Source organism: Streptomyces sp. NPDC025273, assembly GCF_040638585.1.
Lineage (GTDB): Bacteria > Actinomycetota > Actinomycetes > Streptomycetales > Streptomycetaceae > Streptomyces > Streptomyces cinereorectus.
Genome location: NZ_JBEZYP010000001.1, coordinates 914,673 through 930,577 on the forward strand (window position 1 = coordinate 914,673; position 15,905 = coordinate 930,577).

At 72.5% G+C, this 15,905-nt stretch carries 15 protein-coding genes; 11 read left to right on the forward strand and 4 right to left on the reverse strand.

Annotated elements, in window-relative coordinates; all coding sequences use genetic code 11:
- Positions 1-8 precede the first annotated feature (8 nt).
- On the forward strand, positions 9-1,151 hold the full coding sequence (locus AB0F38_RS04010) for a glycosyltransferase family 4 protein (protein ID WP_361886159.1): 1,143 nt from the start codon (positions 9-11) through the stop codon (positions 1,149-1,151).
- 85 nt (positions 1,152-1,236) lie between these two features.
- Here AB0F38_RS04010 and AB0F38_RS04015 read toward each other — a convergent pair whose 3' ends face one another.
- Positions 1,237-3,033 carry an AMP-dependent synthetase/ligase gene (locus AB0F38_RS04015; RefSeq protein WP_361886161.1) on the reverse strand — a complete coding sequence of 599 codons (1,797 nt, stop codon included), beginning with the start codon at positions 3,031-3,033 and terminating at the stop codon, positions 1,237-1,239.
- 280 nt (positions 3,034-3,313) lie between these two features.
- Here AB0F38_RS04015 and AB0F38_RS04020 point away from each other — a divergent pair, with 280 nt between their 5' ends.
- From AB0F38_RS04020 to AB0F38_RS04045, 6 genes are all read left to right on the forward strand, one after another.
- A complete protein-coding gene (locus AB0F38_RS04020) occupies positions 3,314-4,129 on the forward strand; it encodes a metallophosphoesterase (RefSeq protein WP_361886164.1) in 816 nt (271 codons plus the stop codon).
- Positions 4,130-4,249: 120 nt separating this feature from the next.
- Positions 4,250-4,699: an SRPBCC family protein gene (locus tag AB0F38_RS04025; RefSeq protein WP_361886167.1), complete on the forward strand. Its 450-nt coding sequence runs from the start codon at positions 4,250-4,252 to the stop codon at positions 4,697-4,699.
- A 4-nt stretch (positions 4,700-4,703) separates the two neighbouring features.
- Positions 4,704-5,888 carry an ArsA-related P-loop ATPase gene (locus AB0F38_RS04030; RefSeq protein ID WP_361886170.1) on the forward strand — a complete coding sequence of 395 codons (1,185 nt, stop codon included), beginning with the start codon at positions 4,704-4,706 and terminating at the stop codon, positions 5,886-5,888.
- 81 nt (positions 5,889-5,969) lie between these two features.
- Entirely contained in the window at positions 5,970-6,461 is a 492-nt protein-coding gene (locus tag AB0F38_RS04035; RefSeq protein ID WP_361886173.1) for a DUF5304 domain-containing protein, read from the forward strand.
- A gap of 75 nt (positions 6,462-6,536) precedes the next feature.
- On the forward strand, positions 6,537-7,478 hold the full coding sequence (locus AB0F38_RS04040; protein WP_361886175.1) for an ROK family glucokinase: 942 nt from the start codon (positions 6,537-6,539) through the stop codon (positions 7,476-7,478).
- 71 nt (positions 7,479-7,549) lie between these two features.
- Positions 7,550-8,311, forward strand: coding sequence for an endonuclease/exonuclease/phosphatase family protein (locus AB0F38_RS04045; RefSeq protein ID WP_361886178.1), 762 nt, complete (start codon positions 7,550-7,552; stop codon positions 8,309-8,311).
- Between the two features lie 36 nt (positions 8,312-8,347).
- Here AB0F38_RS04045 and AB0F38_RS04050 read toward each other — a convergent pair whose 3' ends face one another.
- Both AB0F38_RS04050 and AB0F38_RS04055 read right to left on the reverse strand, forming a co-directional pair.
- Positions 8,348-9,013 carry a hypothetical protein gene (locus AB0F38_RS04050; protein WP_361886181.1) on the reverse strand — a complete coding sequence of 222 codons (666 nt, stop codon included), beginning with the start codon at positions 9,011-9,013 and terminating at the stop codon, positions 8,348-8,350.
- Positions 9,006-9,785: an alpha/beta fold hydrolase gene (locus tag AB0F38_RS04055; RefSeq protein ID WP_361886183.1), complete on the reverse strand. Its 780-nt coding sequence runs from the start codon at positions 9,783-9,785 to the stop codon at positions 9,006-9,008. The genes AB0F38_RS04050 and AB0F38_RS04055 overlap by 8 nt, the downstream gene beginning before the upstream one ends.
- 205 nt (positions 9,786-9,990) lie before the next feature.
- Here AB0F38_RS04055 and AB0F38_RS04060 point away from each other — a divergent pair, with 205 nt between their 5' ends.
- The 4 genes from AB0F38_RS04060 (at position 9,991) to AB0F38_RS04075 (ending at position 13,873) form a co-directional block, all read left to right on the forward strand.
- On the forward strand, positions 9,991-10,713 hold the full coding sequence (locus tag AB0F38_RS04060; protein WP_361886186.1) for a lysophospholipid acyltransferase family protein: 723 nt from the start codon (positions 9,991-9,993) through the stop codon (positions 10,711-10,713).
- Between the two features lie 46 nt (positions 10,714-10,759).
- On the forward strand, positions 10,760-11,989 hold the full coding sequence (locus AB0F38_RS04065; RefSeq protein ID WP_361886189.1) for a DUF5931 domain-containing protein: 1,230 nt from the start codon (positions 10,760-10,762) through the stop codon (positions 11,987-11,989).
- Positions 11,986-12,678 carry a response regulator transcription factor gene (locus AB0F38_RS04070; RefSeq protein WP_361886192.1) on the forward strand — a complete coding sequence of 231 codons (693 nt, stop codon included), beginning with the start codon at positions 11,986-11,988 and terminating at the stop codon, positions 12,676-12,678. Before AB0F38_RS04065 ends, AB0F38_RS04070 begins: the two co-directional genes overlap by 4 nt.
- A gap of 187 nt (positions 12,679-12,865) precedes the next feature.
- The gene (locus AB0F38_RS04075) at positions 12,866-13,873 is read left to right on the forward strand and encodes a 2-hydroxyacid dehydrogenase (RefSeq protein WP_361886195.1); all 1,008 of its coding nucleotides are present in this window, start codon (positions 12,866-12,868) and stop codon (positions 13,871-13,873) included.
- Between the two features lie 35 nt (positions 13,874-13,908).
- Here AB0F38_RS04075 and AB0F38_RS04080 read toward each other — a convergent pair whose 3' ends face one another.
- Complete coding sequence (locus AB0F38_RS04080; RefSeq protein WP_361886198.1) at positions 13,909-15,855, reverse strand: anthranilate synthase family protein; 1,947 nt, start codon at positions 15,853-15,855, stop codon at positions 13,909-13,911.
- Between the last annotated feature and the right edge of the window lie 50 nt (positions 15,856-15,905).

A 15,905-nucleotide genomic window follows, 5' to 3' on the forward strand; every position in this document is an offset into this window, starting at 1 on the left:
CGGCGGCGATGGACAAGACCCTGATCGTGACGAACGACTTCCCGCCCCGCCCCGGCGGCATCCAGGCCTTTCTGCACAACATGGCGCTGCGCCTGGACCCCGGACAGCTCGTCGTCTACGCCTCCACCTGGAAGCGGGGCGCCGAGGGTGCCGAGGCCACCGCCGCCTTCGACGCCGAACAGCCCTTCACCGTCGTACGCGACCGTACGACGATGCTGCTGCCCACCCCACGGGTGACCCGGCAGGCGGCCCGGCTGCTGCGCGCCCACGGCTGCTCCTCCGTCTGGTTCGGCGCGGCGGCCCCCCTGGGGCTGATGGCCCCCGCGCTGCGCAGGGCGGGAGCCCGCCGGATCGTCGCCACCACGCACGGGCACGAGGCGGGCTGGGCCCAGCTGCCCGCTTCCCGGCAGCTGCTGCGCCGCATCGGCGAGGGCACGGACACGATCACGTACCTCGGCGAGTACACCCGCTCCAGGATCGCCGCCGCGCTCACCCCCGACGCCGCGGGCCGCATGGTCCAGCTGCCCCCCGGGGTCGACGAGAAGACCTTCCACCCGGCCTCCGGCGGGGACCGGATCAGGGCCCGGCTCGGGCTCGCGGACCGGCCCGTCGTCGTGTGCGTGTCCCGGCTCGTCCCGCGCAAGGGCCAGGACACCCTCATCCTCGCCATGCCCGCGATCCTGGCCCGCGAGCCGGAGGCCGTCCTGCTGATCGTCGGCGGCGGACCGTACGCCGGGCAGCTGAGGAAGCTGGCCGCCGAGACGGGCGTCCAGGACTCCGTGCGCTTCACCGGACCGGTGCCGTGGGAGGAACTGCCCGCGCACTACGGGGCCGGGGACGTCTTCGCCATGCCCTGCCGTACCCGGCGCGGCGGACTCGACGTCGAAGGCCTGGGGATCGTGTACCTGGAGGCCTCCGCGACCGGACTGCCGGTGGTGGCGGGCGACTCGGGCGGCGCTCCCGACGCCGTGCTCGACGGCGAGACCGGATGGGTCGTGCGGGGCGGCTCCGCCGAGGAGTCCGCCGACCGGATCCTCACCCTGCTCGGCGACCCCGAGCTGCGCCGGCGGATGGGGGAGCGGGGCAGGGCCTGGGTCGAGGAGAAGTGGCGCTGGGATCAGCTCGCCGAGGAGCTCCGGACGCTGCTCTGAGGGCGTACGCCGCTCGGCGCGCACGACGAAGCCCCGCGCACGCCTGAGGACCCGCACCGTGGTGCGGGTCCTCAGGCGTGCGCGTTCAGCCGCGGTAGATCGACTCGACCTCGTCCGCGAAGTCCTTCGCCACGACATTGCGCTTCAGCTTCAGGGACGGCGTGATGTGACCCGCCTCCTCGGTGAACTGCGCGGACAGGATGCGGAACTTGCGTACCGACTCCGCCTTGGAGACCGCCGCGTTGCCGTCGTCGACCGCCCGCTGCACCTCGGCCAGCAGATCGGCGTCCTCGCGCAGCGACACCGCCGTCGAGCCGGCCGGCTTGCCGTTCTCCTCGGCCCAGCGTGAGAGGAACTCCTCGTCGAGGGTGACCAGGGCGCCGACGAACGGCCGTCCGTCGCCGACCACCATGCACTCGGCGACCAGGGCGTGCGCGCGGATCCGGTCCTCGATCACGGCGGGGGCGACGTTCTTCCCGCCCGCCGTGACGATGATCTCCTTCTTGCGGCCGGTGATCGCCAGATAGCCGTCCTCGTCGAGCGTGCCGATGTCGCCCGTGTGGAACCAGCCGTCGGCCAGCGCCTCGGCGGTCGCGGCCTCGTTCTTCCAGTACTCGGCGAACAGGTGCTCGCCGTGGAGCAGCACCTCGCCGTCGTCGGCGATCCGCACGACCGAACCGGGCAGCGGCTGGCCGACCGTACCGATCTTCTGCCGGTCCCACGGGTTGAAGGCCGTGGCCGCGCAGGTCTCCGTGAGGCCGTAGCCCTCCAGCACCGTGAAGCCGATACCGCGGAAGAAGTGGCCGAGCCGTTCCCCCAGGGGCGCCCCGCCGGAGATCGCGTACTCGCCGCGGCCGCCGAGCACGGCCCGCAGCTTGCCGAACACCAGCCTGTCGAAGATCTTGTGCTTGATCCGCAGGCCGAGCGACGGGCCCTGCGGCGTGCCCAGCGCACGGCTGTAGGCGATCGCCGTGCCGGCGGCGCGGTCGAAGATCTTGCCCTTGCCGTCGGCCTGGGCCTTGGCGCGCGCCGAGTTGTAGACCTTCTCGAAGACCCGCGGCACACCGAGGATCAGCGTCGGCCGGAAGGAGGCCAGCTCGTCCGTGAGGTTCTTGATGTCCGGGACGCAGCCGAGCCGGATCGGGGCCATCACCGAGGCGACCTCGACCAGCCGCCCGAAGACGTGCGCGGCGGGCAGGAAGAGCAGGACGGAGCACTCGCCGGTACGGAAGAGGGGCTTCAGCCGCTCCACCACGTTGCCGCACTCGGCGAAGAAGCTGCGGTGCGTCAGCACACAGCCCTTGGGGCGACCGGTGGTGCCCGAGGTGTAGACGATGGTGGCCGGGTCATCGGCCTTGGCGCTCACCATGCGCAGGTCCAGGGTCTCGTCGGAGACACCGGCACCCGTCGCGGCGAGCTCGGCGACCGCGCCCCCGTCGATCTGCCACACGTGCCGCAGGTCGGGGAGCCGGTCGCGCAAGGAGGCGACGGACTCGGCGTGGGCCGCACTCTCGACGATGACCGCGACCGCGCCCGAGTCGCCGAGTATCCACTGGACCTGCTCGGCGGAGCTGGTCTCGTAGACCGGCACGGTGACCGCACCCGCGCTCCAGACGGCGAAGTCCAGCAGCACCCACTCGAAGCGGGTGCGGGACATGAGCGCGACCCGGTCGCCGGGCTCCACACCCGCCGCGATCAGGCCACGCGCGGCCTCGGAGACCTCAGCGAGGAACTGGGTGGCCGTGACGTCCGTCCAGGCTCCGTCCACCTTGCGGCTCATGACCGCGACGTCGGGATGCTGAGCGGCGTTGCGGCGGATGAGATCCGTCAGGTTGCCGTCCGTAGGGACCTCGTACAGGGCCGGAAGGCTGAACTCGCGCAAGACTGCTGCTCCTCATCGGGCTCCGGTTCCACGGCTCTGTGCGACGTGCCGGATGCGGTCCAAGACTGGCAGGTGCTCAGTGGGGTGAGCACGACTGGACTGGCCGGACGTTACCCACCGGTACGGGGTTCCGGATAGGGGTTTCCGGCCAGATGTCTTATGCATCACACATATAAGTGGTCCTCCCGCGCACATTAGTCCACTCACCTCACGCGCCGGAAGTAATCGCAGGTCCGGCGGGCACTACCCGGCGCGGGGCGTGGCACCTAGGGTGATCCCCATGCGAGGCGTACGGGGCGGCGGACCGATCGGCGGGGGCACACCGGCCCGCAGGACGCGCGTGCACGTGGTCAGCGACGTGCACGGCAACACGGAGGCGCTGGCACGGGCCGGGGACGGCGCGGACGCGCTGATCTGTCTGGGCGACCTCGTCCTCTTCCTCGACTACGCCGACCACTCGCGCGGCATCTTCCCCGACCTGTTCGGCGTGGAGAACGCCGACCGCATCGTCGCGCTGCGCACCGCGCGGCGCTTCGAGGAGGCGAGGGACCTCGGCCGCCGGCTGTGGGCGGGCCGGGACCGCGACGCCGTGATCCTCCAGGCCGTGCGCAGGCAGTACGCCGAGATGTTCGCCGTCCTGCCCACGCCGACCTACGCCACCTACGGCAACGTCGACGTGCCCGGACTCTGGCCGGAGTACGCCGGGCCCGGCACCACCGTGCTCGACGGCGAACGCGTCGAGATCGGCGGCCGGGTGTTCGGATTCGTCGGCGGCGGCCTGAGGACCCCGATGAACACCCCGTACGAGATCGACGACGAGGAGTACGCCGCCAAGGTCGAGGCGCTCGGCCCGGTGGACGTCCTGTGCTCGCACATCCCGCCCGAGGTGCCCGAGCTGGCGTACGACACGGTGGCCCGCCGCTTCGAACGCGGCAGCCGTGCGCTCCTGGACGCCATCCACCGCACCCGCCCCCGGTATGCGATTTTCGGCCATGTCCACCAGCCGTTGGCCCGCCGGATGCGGATCGGCGTCACCGAGTGCGTCAACGTCGGCCACTTCGCCTCGACCGGACGGCCCTGGGCCCTGGAGTGGTGACGGCGCGGGCGGCGGCCACCGGCCGGGGCGTGGACGGGGCGGGGGCGGGCACGCGATAGCCTGCACACGGCAGGCCTCTGCCGAACGCGACCGGTATCACCGCACTGGAGGGCCACGGCGATGGCTGAACACACCAGCTCGAGCATCACGATCGAGGCGGCACCGGCCGACGTCATGGGAGTGATCGCCGACTTCGCCCGCTATCCCGAATGGACCGGCGAGGTGAAGGAGGCCGAGATCCTGGCCACCGACGACCGGGGCCGCGCCGAGCAGGTCCGGCTGGTGCTGGACGCCGGAGCGATCAAGGACGACCACGTCCTCGCCTACACCTGGAACAGCGAGTACGAGGTCGGCTGGACCCTCGTCAAGTCCCAGATGCTGCGCGCCCTCGACGGCAGTTACGCGCTGGCCCCGCTGGGCGACGGCGACCGCACCGAGGTCACCTACCGGCTCGCCGTCGACGTCAAGATCCCGCTCCTCGGCATGATCAAGCGCAAGGCGGAGAAGGTCATCATCGACCGCGCCCTCGCCGGGCTGAAGAAGCGCGTCGAATCCGTTCCGAAGGCCTGATCACATGCGTACGGTCCTCGTCACCGGCCCCGGCGGCGCAGGCCGTACCACCGTCGCCGCGGCGACGGCGCTGGCAGCGGCCCGAGGCGGCCGCCGCACGCTCCTGGTCACCACCGACGCCGTACCCGGCTTCCCGGACGGCACCACCACGGCCACCGAGGTCGCGGACGGCCTCCATCACGCCCGCGTCGACTCCGCCGAGCACTTCCGCGGCGAATTCGTCGCACTCCAGGACCGGGCCTCCGGAGTGCTCGACCTGCTCGGCGCCCGCCGGCTGGACGGCGAGGAGCTCACCGAGCTGCCCGGCAGCGCGGAGCTCGCCCTCCTGCACGCCCTGCGCCGGGCGGCCGAGGGCGACTGGTCCGAGGACGGCTACGACGTGCTCGTCGTCGACCTCCCCCCGCTGCCCGACGCCCTCGCCCTGCTCGCCCTGCCCGGGCAGCTGCGCCGCTACCTGCGCCGCCTCCTGCCCCGGGAACGCCAGGCCGCCCGCGCGCTGCGCCCGATGCTCGCGCAGCTCGCCGGTGTCCCCATGCCGGCGCAGTGGCTGTACGAGGCCGCCGCCCGCAAGGACGCCGAGCTGGCCGCCGTCGAGGCCCTGATCGGGGACAGGGCCACGACCGTACGGCTGGTCGCCGAACCGGGACCCGCCGCCGAGGACGCCCTGCGCACCGCCCGCACCGGGCTGGCCCTGCACGGGCTGCGCGTCGACGGTCTCGTGGCCAACCGCGTCCTGCCCCGGCACTCGTGCGACCCCTGGTTCGCCGATCTCGCCGCCCGCCAGGAGAAGTGGCTGGTGAGCCGGCGGGAGACCGGTACACCCCTGAGCGAGGCCGCCCACCTCGGGCGCGACCCGCGCACCCTCGACGACCTCGCCCTCCTCGACGCGGTACCCGCACCGGACGACCGGACACCGGGCCGCGCCGACGACCCCTGGTGGACGGAGGACGCCCGCGACGGGAGCGCCGGTGTCCTCCTGTGGTGCCTGCCGCTGCCCGGCGTCCTCAAGGAGGACCTCCGGCTCGTCCGCCGGGGTGACGAACTGCTCCTCACCGCGGGCCCGTTCCACCGGGTCATCCGCCTGGAGTCCGCACTGCGCCGCTGCACCGTGTCCGGGGCGGCGCTGACCGACGGCGTTCTGCGTGTCCGGTTCACACCGGACCCGGCGCTCTGGCCCCGGACACCGTGAACGCCATATCACCGTTCGGGTAACGTCGGTAGGAGGTGGCCCGCACGGCCACCCCAGGCAACCGCGTCGCAGGAGTCCGCCATGAGTGAAGCCACCGATCGTCCCGCCGACGACGACGCGTGGGCGGAGGCCTGCGCCGAGGACCTGGAGGCGGAGAGGGCCCGCCGCCGTGCCCAGCACGGACCGCGGCCCGGATCCACCGCCGAGGAGCTGCGCAAGCTGCTCGACGCGGTGGCCGACAAGGTCTCCTCGTACCGGTCGCCGCTGCTCGGCATGGCGGCCCAGGGCACCGTCCAGCAGGTCATCCGGCAGGCCAGGTCCGCGGTCGAGCCCGTCATCGAGCGCAATCCGGACCTCTTCGACCATCTCGCCGCAGCGGGCAACGAACTCCTGGCCGCCTACCGCTCCGCCGTGGAGGGCCAGGAGAGCCGCTGGACCCGCGGCACCGAGGGCGCCGGAGGCACCGCGGAGGAAGCCCCGGGCACGTCCGGTCCGGCGAAGAAGGCCGCCGACGACCCCTCCGACCCGCGTGACGAGGGCCCCGGCGGCAGCGAACACATTGACCTGGACTGACCCGGGGCCGGAAATACCCGTCCCCGGCTCGGGTACGGTTGGCCGTAGCGGGGCTCGACCGAAACTGAGGGATTCATGGGACTCACCATCGGCGTCGATATCGGCGGCACGAAGATCGCGGCTGGAGTGGTCGACGAAGAGGGCCGGATCCTCTCGACGTTCAAGGTATCGACCCCGCCGACCGCCGAAGGGATCGTCGACGCGATCAGCTCGGCCGTGGCCGGAGCGAGCGAAGGCCACGACGTCGAAGCCGTCGGTATCGGCGCGGCCGGATATGTCGACGACAAGCGCGCCACCGTCCTGTTCGCCCCGAACATCAACTGGCGGCACGAGCCGCTGAAGGACAAGGTCGAACAGCGCACGGGCCTGCCGGTCGTCGTCGAGAACGACGCCAACGCGGCGGCCTGGGGCGAATACCGCTTCGGTGCCGGCCAGGGGCACGAAGACGTCATCTGCATCACGCTCGGTACCGGCCTGGGCGGCGGCATCATCATCGGCAACAAGCTGCGCCGTGGACGCTTCGGCGTGGCGGCGGAGTTCGGTCACGTCCGGGTGGTTCCGGACGGGCTGCTCTGCGGCTGCGGCAGCCAGGGCTGCTGGGAGCAGTACGCCTCCGGGCGCGCGCTCGTCCGGTACGCGAAGCAGCGCGCCAACGCCACCCCGGAGAACGCCGGGATACTGCTGTCGCTCGGCGACGGCACGGTGGACGGCATCGAGGGCAAGCACATCAGCCAGGCCGCCCGTCAGGGCTGCCCGGTGGCCGTCGACTCGTTCCGCGAGCTGGCCCGCTGGGCCGGCGCCGGACTCGCCGACCTCGCCTCGCTCTTCGACCCGTCGGCGTTCATCGTCGGCGGCGGCGTCTCGGACGAGGGCGAACTGGTCCTCGACCCGATCCGCAAGTCGTTCCGGCGCTGGCTGATCGGCGGCGAGTGGCGCCCGCACGCGCAGGTCCTGGCAGCCCAACTGGGCGGCAAGGCAGGCCTGGTGGGTGCCGCCGACCTGGCCCGCCAGGGCTAGGCACCACGCAGCACTCCGACGCCCGTCGCGCCCTCCGGGGAGCGGCGGGCGTCCGTCGTATCGTGCATCGCATGGTCACCACGCCGATGCCGCTGCCCGACTCCCGCACCGAGCCGGACGGTTCGGCCGTCATCCGGGTGCTCAGCTACAACGTCCGCTCGCTGCGCGACGACACCGAGGCACTGGCCCGTGTCATCCGCGCCTGCGCACCCGACCTGGTGTGCGTCCAGGAGGCCCCGCGCTTCTTCCGCTGGCGCAAGGCCGCCGCCCGGCTCGCCGCCATGACCGACCTGGTGATCCTGGGCGGCGGCGCCACCGCGGCAGGGCCGCTGCTGCTCTGCTCCCTGCGCGCCACCGTGGAACGCACCGAGGACGTCCTGCTGCCACTCACCCCCGGGCTGCACCGGCGAGGGCTGGCCACGGCGGTGGTACGGATCGCCGGGGCCCGGCTCGGCGTGGTGAGCTGCCATCTGAGCCTGCGGCGCGAGGAGCGGCTGGTGCAGACCGGGCTCCTGCTGGACCGCGTCGAGGCGATGGGCGTCCCGCACGCCGTCGTCGCGGGCGACCTCAACGAGGTGCCGCCGGGGCAGGCCTTCCGGCAGCTGGCCGGGCGGCTCCAGGACTGCTGGTCCGTACGGCCGTGGGGCGGTGAGCACACCTTCCCGCCCCACGCTCCGGGCAAGCGCATCGACGCGGTGTTCGCGACCGGTGGGATCGAGGTGCTCGGCTGCGGTGTGCCCGTGGGGCTGCCCGGCATCACCGACGCGGACCTGAGGGCGGCCACGGACCACCTGCCCGTACTGGCCGCCCTCAGGGTGCCCGCCGGGGGCTGAGTCCGTCGACCGCGGCGCCGGGCCCCGGCGGCACGGTCAGACGACCGCGCCGGAGCCCGGGCCGGGGTCGTCCTCGTCGTCGTGGGGCATGCGCGCCACCAGGGTGGCGAAGCCGCCCAGGAAGCCGCCGATGCAGAGCGTGGTGAGCCACCACGTCATCTCCCACTGCAGCAGCACCGCGATCAGCATCAGCACCGGGCCGCCGACGACCGCGAGCCAGGCGAACTTCGCCGTGACATCGGCCTCCGGCAGCGGCGGCGGCTCGGGCGGGACGAAGTGCCCCTCCTCGCCGTCGTCCGGATCGTCGGCATCGCCGTCGACGGGCTCCGCCACCTCGTAGTCGCGCGGACCGGCGACCCCCGGGGCGAAGACGACCGAACTGCCCAGCGGCTTCTCCGGCGGCCCGCCGGGCACCTTCTTGTCCGTGCCCTTGTCCGCGTCGTCGCCCGCGTCCGGGTCCGTACCCGGCAGGGTGTTGAGCTGGTCGTCCTCCAGCAGGGCGAGGTCCTCGACCGACTTGAACGGCTTCGCGCCCGGCGGGTCCGGCGGCTCCTCGCCGTATCCGGCGACGATCGCCTCCCAGGCCGCGGCCTCGTCGAGCTGCCCGCTCCCCTCCGTACCGTCGGGGACGGCCGTCCCCTCCGTGGGGCGCGGTTCGCGCTCCTCGTCACTGCCCGCGCGCTCCGCGTCGTGCTCAGCCACCGGACGTGCTCCCCTTCTTGCCGACGCCGGGTGCGAGGCGGCCGATGAACCGGTAACTCTCATCGAAGATCCGCTCCGCGTCATGGTCCAACGTCGCCACGTGGTAGCTCTGTTCCAGCAGGATCTCCTCGACGTCCGTGGACGAGACCCGGCTGAGGATCCGCGCGGAGTCGGCCGGCGGCACGACATGGTCCTGCGGGCTGTGCAGCAGCACGATCGGCTGGGTGACCTGAGGCAGGTCGGCGTCGACCAGCCGGAAGAACTTCCGCACCGAGTGCGCGGCGTGCAGCGGCACCCGGTCGTAGCCGATCTCCTCGGAGCCCTCCCGCGCGATGTCGTTCGTCAGCCCCTTCGTCGTCCGCACCAGATGCCGGGCGACCGGCAGGGCGTACGCCGCCAGGCCGTGCACCTTGTTCCCCGGGTTCACCAGCACCAGGCCCGTGACCGTGTCCCCGTGCTTCGCGGCGAGGCGCAGCGACAGCGCGCCGCCCATGGAGAGGCCGAAGACGAAGACCTGCTCGCACCGGTCCCGCAGCACCCGCAGCTCCCGGTCCACCTCGGCGTACCAGTCCTGCCAGCCCGTGACCGCCATGTCCTCCCAGCGTGTGCCGTGTCCGGGCAGCAGCGGGAGGGACACGGTCAGCCCGCGCTCCGCCAGATAGTCGGCCCAGGGACGCATCGACTGCGGGGAACCGGTGAAACCATGACAGAGGAGGACGCCGACCTCTCCGCCCTCGTGGCGGAACGGCTCGGCTCCAGGGAGGACCGGCACCGGGGTCTCCTGTTCATGAGCGGGACGGGGCGTGCGGGGGGAGTGCAAAAGGATTACCTCACCGTACGCGACCGGGCCGACACCGACCAGGGCCGTCACCGCCCGAGCGGCGTCGGCCCGCGGCGGACAGGGCCCCGTGCCGGGCGGAAGGGGCCGCGGGCCCCACAGGCTAAGGTCTGACCGACAGCACACAGGAGGCACCCGAGTGATCTACGGCGCAATGAAGTTCTCCATCGGCGGGTCTCTGAAACTCGCCTTCCGGCCGTGGGTGGAAGGCCTGGAGAACATCCCCGAGCAGGGGCCGGCGATCCTCGCGAGCAACCATCTGTCGTTCTCCGACTCCTTCTTCCTGCCGGCCGTCCTCGACCGCAAGGTGACCTTCATCGCCAAGGCCGAGTACTTCACCTCCCCCGGAGTCAAGGGCAGGCTCACCGCCGCCTTCTTCAAGGGGGTCGGCCAGCTCCCGGTGGACCGCTCCGGCGGCCGCGGAGCCGGCGAGGCCGCGATAAGGGCGGGCATCCAGGTCATCGAGAGCGGTGGGCTCTTCGGCATCTACCCGGAGGGCACCCGGTCGCCCGACGGCCGGCTCTACCGGGGCAAGCCCGGCGGCCTCGCCCGGGTGGCCCTCGCCACCGGCGCACCGGTCATCCCCGTCGCGATGATCGACACGGAGAAGATCCAGCCGCCCGGCCAGGTGATGCCCAAGCTGATGCGGCCCGGTATCCGGATAGGCAAGCCGCTCGACTTCACCCGCTACCAGGGCATGGAGGGCGACCGCTTCATCCTGCGCTCGGTGACCGACGAGGTGATGTACGAGATCATGAAGCTGTCCGGCCAGGAATACGTGGACATCTACGCGACCGCGGCCAAGAGGCAGCTCGCGGAAGAGGCGAAGAAGAAGAAGGGCACGGAGCGGTCCGGCGCGTGACCGCGTCGTGCACCGCCCGGGCGGCAGGGGATACGGGGGAGGGGACATGACCAGGCGTGAGCGGGTCGTACGGATGTCGGTCGAGCAGCCGCTGTGGCGGGCGCTGACCGCGTATCGCGTACTGACCCTGATCTACGCGGTGCTGCTCGCGGGCCTCCGCGACACACCGTACGACCGGCCCTGGGTGGCCATGGCCTTCCTCGCGGTCCTGGCCCTGTGGACGCTGGTCACGCTTCCCAGGGTGGCCAACGCCGCGAGCTGCACCAAGCGCTTCCTCGGCATCGACCTCGCCGTCGCCCTGGCCGGGATCCTGCTGACCCCCCTCGCCGACTTCAGCGCCCGGCACGTCGACGGCTCGACGCTTCCGTCGATCTGGACCGCCGGCTCGGTCCTCGCCTTCGCGCTCAAGGGCGGCTGGCGCTGGGCGGCCTTCGCCTCCACGCTCGTCGCCGCGGCCAACATCGTCGAGCGCGGCGAGCCCAGCAGGGACACCGTCCACAACGTCCTGCTGGTCTGGGTCGCGTCCATCGCCATCGGGTACGTCGTCGAGGTGGCCCGCGCCAGTGAGCGCACCCTGGCCCGCGCCCTGGAGATCGAGGCCGCCACCCGCGAGCGCGAGCGGCTCGCCCGCGACATCCACGACAGCGTCCTGCAGGTCCTCGCCATGGTGCAGCGCCGTGGCACCGCACTGGGCGGCGAGGCCGCCGAGCTGGGCCGGATGGCGGGGGAGCAGGAGGTCGCCCTGCGCACCCTGGTCTCCAGCGGACTGGTGCCCACCACCCGGGTCTCCGAGGACAGCGCCGAGGGCGCCGTGGTCCGCACCGTGGAGGTGGACTCCGACGAGGAGGGGACCGGGGCGTCCGGATGCGACCTGCGCACCCTCCTCGCCCCGCACGCGGGCTCCCGGGTCAGTTTCGCCGAGCCGGGCGCCCCGGTGCTGCTCGCCCCCGGGGCGGCGCGTGAGCTCGCCGCCGCGGTGAGCGCGGCGCTGGACAATGTGAGGGTCCACGCCGGAGCGGACGCGCAGGCCTGGATCCTGGTCGAGGACGAGCCGGACGAGGTGATCGTCACGGTGCGGGACGACGGCCCCGGCATTCCGGAGGGCCGGCTCGACCAGGCGGAAGGGGAGGGGCGGCTCGGCGTCGCCCTGTCGATCCGCGGGCGGCTGCGCGACCTGGGCGGCACGGCAGAGCTGATCTCGGTACCCGGCCAGGGCACCGAGGTCGAATTGAGGATTCCGAAGGTTTCACGGGGGAAGGCAGGACCGGTCAGATGAACACACCGAACACCGAGGCGTCCGAGGCGCGGCCCATCAAGGTGATGGTCGTCGACGACCACCCGATGTGGCGCGACGCGGTGGCCCGCGATCTGGCCGAGTCCGGCTTCGACGTCGTCGCGACCGCCGGGGACGGCCCGCAGGCCGTGCGCAGGGCCGGGGCCGCCGGCCCCGACGTCCTCGTGCTCGATCTCAACCTGCCGGGGATGCCCGGCGTCCAGGTCTGCAAGGAGCTCGTCGGCTCCCGCCCGGGGCTGCGCGTCCTGGTGCTCTCCGCCAGCGGCGAGCACGCCGACGTGCTGGAGGCCGTGAAGTCCGGCGCCACCGGCTATCTGCTCAAGTCGGCCAGCACCCAGGAGCTGACCGACGCCGTGCGTGCCACCGCGGCCGGCGACCCGGTCTTCACCCCCGGCCTCGCCGGGCTGGTCCTCGGCGAGTACCGCAGGCTCGCCTCCGACCCCGCCCCGGCCGCCTCGAACGAGCCGAAGGCCCCGCAGCTCACCGACCGCGAGACGGAGGTGCTGCGGCTGGTCGCCAAGGGGCTCTCGTACAAGCAGATCGCCGAGCGCCTGGTCATCTCGCACCGGACGGTGCAGAACCACGTCCAGAACACCCTGGGCAAGCTCCAGCTGCACAACCGGGTGGAACTCGTGCGGTACGCGATCGAGGCCGGCCTCGACGACGTCTGACCACGTCCTCGGCCGCTCCCGGCGCGTCCGGCCGGCGGCTCGCCACCGGCTTCCGGCCGCACGGCGTCGGCGCGCCTCACGCCCCGACCCGGCCCGTACGCTGAGGCCGGGGCTTCTTCGAGCGGCGGCGATCCGGGGGTGCGGGCCGTATATTCGCAGGGCCCGTACCTCCATCCCTGGAGACTTTGTGGAAATCCTGGCATTCGGTGTGCAGTCGGACGAGAAGCCGCTGATCGAGAAAGCCTTCGCCGGGCAGCACGACGTGCGCTGCCTGGACGTCTTCCTCACCGAGGACACCGCCCCGATCGCGGCCGGCTACGAGATCATCTCCACCAGCGTCAACGCCGACCTCGGCAGCTCGGTCCTGCGGACCCTCGCGGAGGGCGGCACGCAGATGATCGCCCAGCGCTCCACGGGCTTCAACAACATCGACCTCGAGGTCGCCGGGCGGCTCGCCCTGCAGGTCTCCCGGGTCTCGTACTACTCACCCCATTCGGTCGCCGAATTCGCCTGGACACTGGCCATGGCCGTCAACCGCCGCATCGTCCGCGCGGTGAGCCGCACCCGGGACTTCGACTTCCGGCTCGACGGGCTGCTCGGCCGGGACATGCACGGCCGCACGGTCGGGGTGGTCGGCACCGGCAAGATCGGCGAGGCGTTCACCCGCATCGCCCACGGTTTCGGGATGAACCTGCTGGGCTGGGACATCGCCGAGAACCCGGCCTGCACCGCGCTCGGCATGACGTACGTCGAGAAGGAACGGCTCTTCGCCGAGGCCGACCTGATCAGTCTCCACGTGCCGCTGATGCCCGCCACCCAGCACATCATCGGCAAGGACGCCCTGTCCGTGATGAAGGACGACGCGATCCTGGTCAACTCCAGCCGCGGCGGCCTGATCGACTCCACCGCACTCGTCGCCGAGCTGCGGGCCGGCCGTTTCACCGGTGTCGGACTCGACGTGTACGAGGCGGAGGCGGGGCTCTTCTACGTGGACAAGTCCCTGGAGGGCATCGACGACGACACCCTGGCGAGGCTCGTCACCTTCCCGAACGTCATCGTGACCTCGCACCAGGCGTACTACACGAGCGACGCCGTGGGCCAGATCATCGAAGCGACGGTCCGGAACGTCGCCGACTACCTCGCGGGCCGCCCCAGCGAGAACATCCTCGTCCCGGCGCCCCCCGCCGCCCCGTAGGACCCCGGCGCTCCGGGGCCCGACGGGGACGTTCCTCAGCCGGGCACCGGCAGCGCCGCCAGCAGCTCGGTGACGATCGTGGAGCCCCGCAGCGTCAGTACCGACTCCGGGTGGAACTGCACCGACGCGAAGCCCCGCCCCCGCAGCGCGTGCAGCTCCCCCGAGAGCGCGTCCCGGCTCACCTCGATGCCGTGGGCACCCAGCTCGGTCGCCGCCGCCTCATCGCACCGCGCGGTGAAGCTGTTGTAGAAGCCCACGGTCTCCGGGCGGCCGAACAGCTCGATCCGGGTCTGCGCACCCTGGTACGGCACGGTCTTCCGCACGATCTCCAGGCCCAGCTCCGCCGCGATCAGCTCATGGCCCAGGCAGACACCCAGCAGACCGTGCCGGTGGTCCCGCACCAGGCCGGCGGTCAGCCCGCGCATCAGCCGCATCCTCGGATCGGAGGCATCCCCCGGATCACCCGGTCCCGGACCCAGCACGACGGGGCCCGCGTGCTCCCGCACAGCGCCTCGCAGCCCTGGATCGTCGTACCTGCGCACCGACACCGTGAGGCCCGAGGAGCGCAGCAGATGGGCCAGCATCGCGGTGAAGGTGTCCTCGCCGTCCACCACCAGCGCATGGCCGGTCAGCTCCCGCGTGCGCTCCTGCATCCGCAGCCAGAACGGGGCGAGGCCGCCGCGCCGGTCGTCCAGGGCCGCCTGCACCCGCGGATCGGACGCCAGCGGCGGACGGTTCGCCTCCGCCTCGGGCCTGGCCGGCCGGACGCCCAGCGCCGCCAGCACCCCGGCCGCCTTCGCATGGGTCTCGGCGACCTCGCCCGCCGGGTCGGAGTGGCGCACCAGCGTCGCTCCGACCGGCACGCGCAGCCGCCCGGTGGCCGAGATGTCGGCCGTCCGGATCAGGATCGGAGAGTCCAGTGTCTGCGTACCGCCCGGCTCCCGTCGCAGCAGGGCCAGCGCCCCCGCGTAGTAGCCGCGGCCCCCGGGCTCGTACCGCTCGATCACCCGGCAGGCGTTCTGCACGGGGGAGCCGGTGACCGTCGCCGCGAACATGGTCTCCTTCAGCACCTCGCGCACGTCCAGCGAGGAACGCCCGCGCAGCTCGTACTCGGTGTGGGCGAGGTGGGCCATCTCCTTGAGCCGGGGGCCGACCACCACGCCGCCCATGTCGCCGACGGTGCACATCATCTTGAGCTCCTCGTCGACCACCATGGAGAGCTCCTCGGTCTCCTTCCGGTCGCCGAGGAAGGCCAGCAGGCCCTCGGCGGTCGGCCCGCCGGCCGGGTAGCGGTACGTCCCGCTGATGGGATTCATCACGACCGTCCCGCCGGACATCCGCACATGCACCTCGGGACTCGCCCCCACCAGCGTCCGACCGCCCGTCCCCCGCCGCCCCGATGCGCGGGTTCCGCCGCTCCCGCCGCCCGTGTGCACGACGAACGTCCAGTACGCGCCCCGCTCACCGGCCAGGAGCCGCCGGAACAGCGCCAGCGCGTCGGCCCTGCCGAACCCGGGGACCTCGCCCCCGAAGGTCCGCCGGATCACGAAGTTCGCGCCCTCGCCCCGGCCGATCTCGTCCTCGACGACCCGCCGGACGATGTCCGCGTACTCCTCGTCCGGGACGTCGAAGGCACCGCCCTCCACCCGTACGTCATGGGCGGGCAGCCCGGCCAGGACGTCGGCCAGCGGCAGCTCGTACGCCTCGTCGGCGATCAGCACGGCCAGCGGGGTGCCGTCGTCGCGCACGTCGAAACCGCGCTCGGCGATCTGCCGGAAGGGCACCAGGGCCAGCGAGGGCCGCTCGCCCACCGGGATCTCGGCGAGCCGGTCCACCTCGTGCACCCCGCCGATCAGGACCTCGACGGTGTCGTGGTCCCGGCCGGGTGTCCGCCTGCGGAGCAGCGCGAAGGGCGGGGAGTCGTCCCGGAGCAGCCGCTGGACGAGTTCGGTGACGGGGACGTGCTCGGCACGGTCGGGCATGGGCGTTCCTTCCGGATGGAGGAACGGCTCCCGGCTCCGAAACGCAGAGA

What these genes read in the sequence shown, in the direction of transcription:
- AB0F38_RS04010 (WP_361886159.1), top strand. Translation starts at nt 9, where the DNA reads ATGGACAAGACCCTGATCGTGACGAACGACTTCCCGCCCCGCCCCGGC.
- AB0F38_RS04020 (WP_361886164.1), top strand. Translation starts at nt 3,314, where the DNA reads ATGCGAGGCGTACGGGGCGGCGGACCGATCGGCGGGGGCACACCGGCC.
- AB0F38_RS04025 (WP_361886167.1), top strand. Translation starts at nt 4,250, where the DNA reads ATGGCTGAACACACCAGCTCGAGCATCACGATCGAGGCGGCACCGGCC.
- AB0F38_RS04030 (WP_361886170.1), top strand. Translation starts at nt 4,704, where the DNA reads ATGCGTACGGTCCTCGTCACCGGCCCCGGCGGCGCAGGCCGTACCACC.
- AB0F38_RS04035 (WP_361886173.1), top strand. Translation starts at nt 5,970, where the DNA reads ATGAGTGAAGCCACCGATCGTCCCGCCGACGACGACGCGTGGGCGGAG.
- AB0F38_RS04040 (WP_361886175.1), top strand. Translation starts at nt 6,537, where the DNA reads ATGGGACTCACCATCGGCGTCGATATCGGCGGCACGAAGATCGCGGCT.
- AB0F38_RS04045 (WP_361886178.1), top strand. Translation starts at nt 7,550, where the DNA reads ATGGTCACCACGCCGATGCCGCTGCCCGACTCCCGCACCGAGCCGGAC.
- AB0F38_RS04065 (WP_361886189.1), top strand. Translation starts at nt 10,760, where the DNA reads ATGACCAGGCGTGAGCGGGTCGTACGGATGTCGGTCGAGCAGCCGCTG.
- AB0F38_RS04070 (WP_361886192.1), top strand. Translation starts at nt 11,986, where the DNA reads ATGAACACACCGAACACCGAGGCGTCCGAGGCGCGGCCCATCAAGGTG.
- AB0F38_RS04080 (WP_361886198.1), bottom strand. Translation starts at nt 15,855, where the DNA reads ATGCCCGACCGTGCCGAGCACGTCCCCGTCACCGAACTCGTCCAGCGG.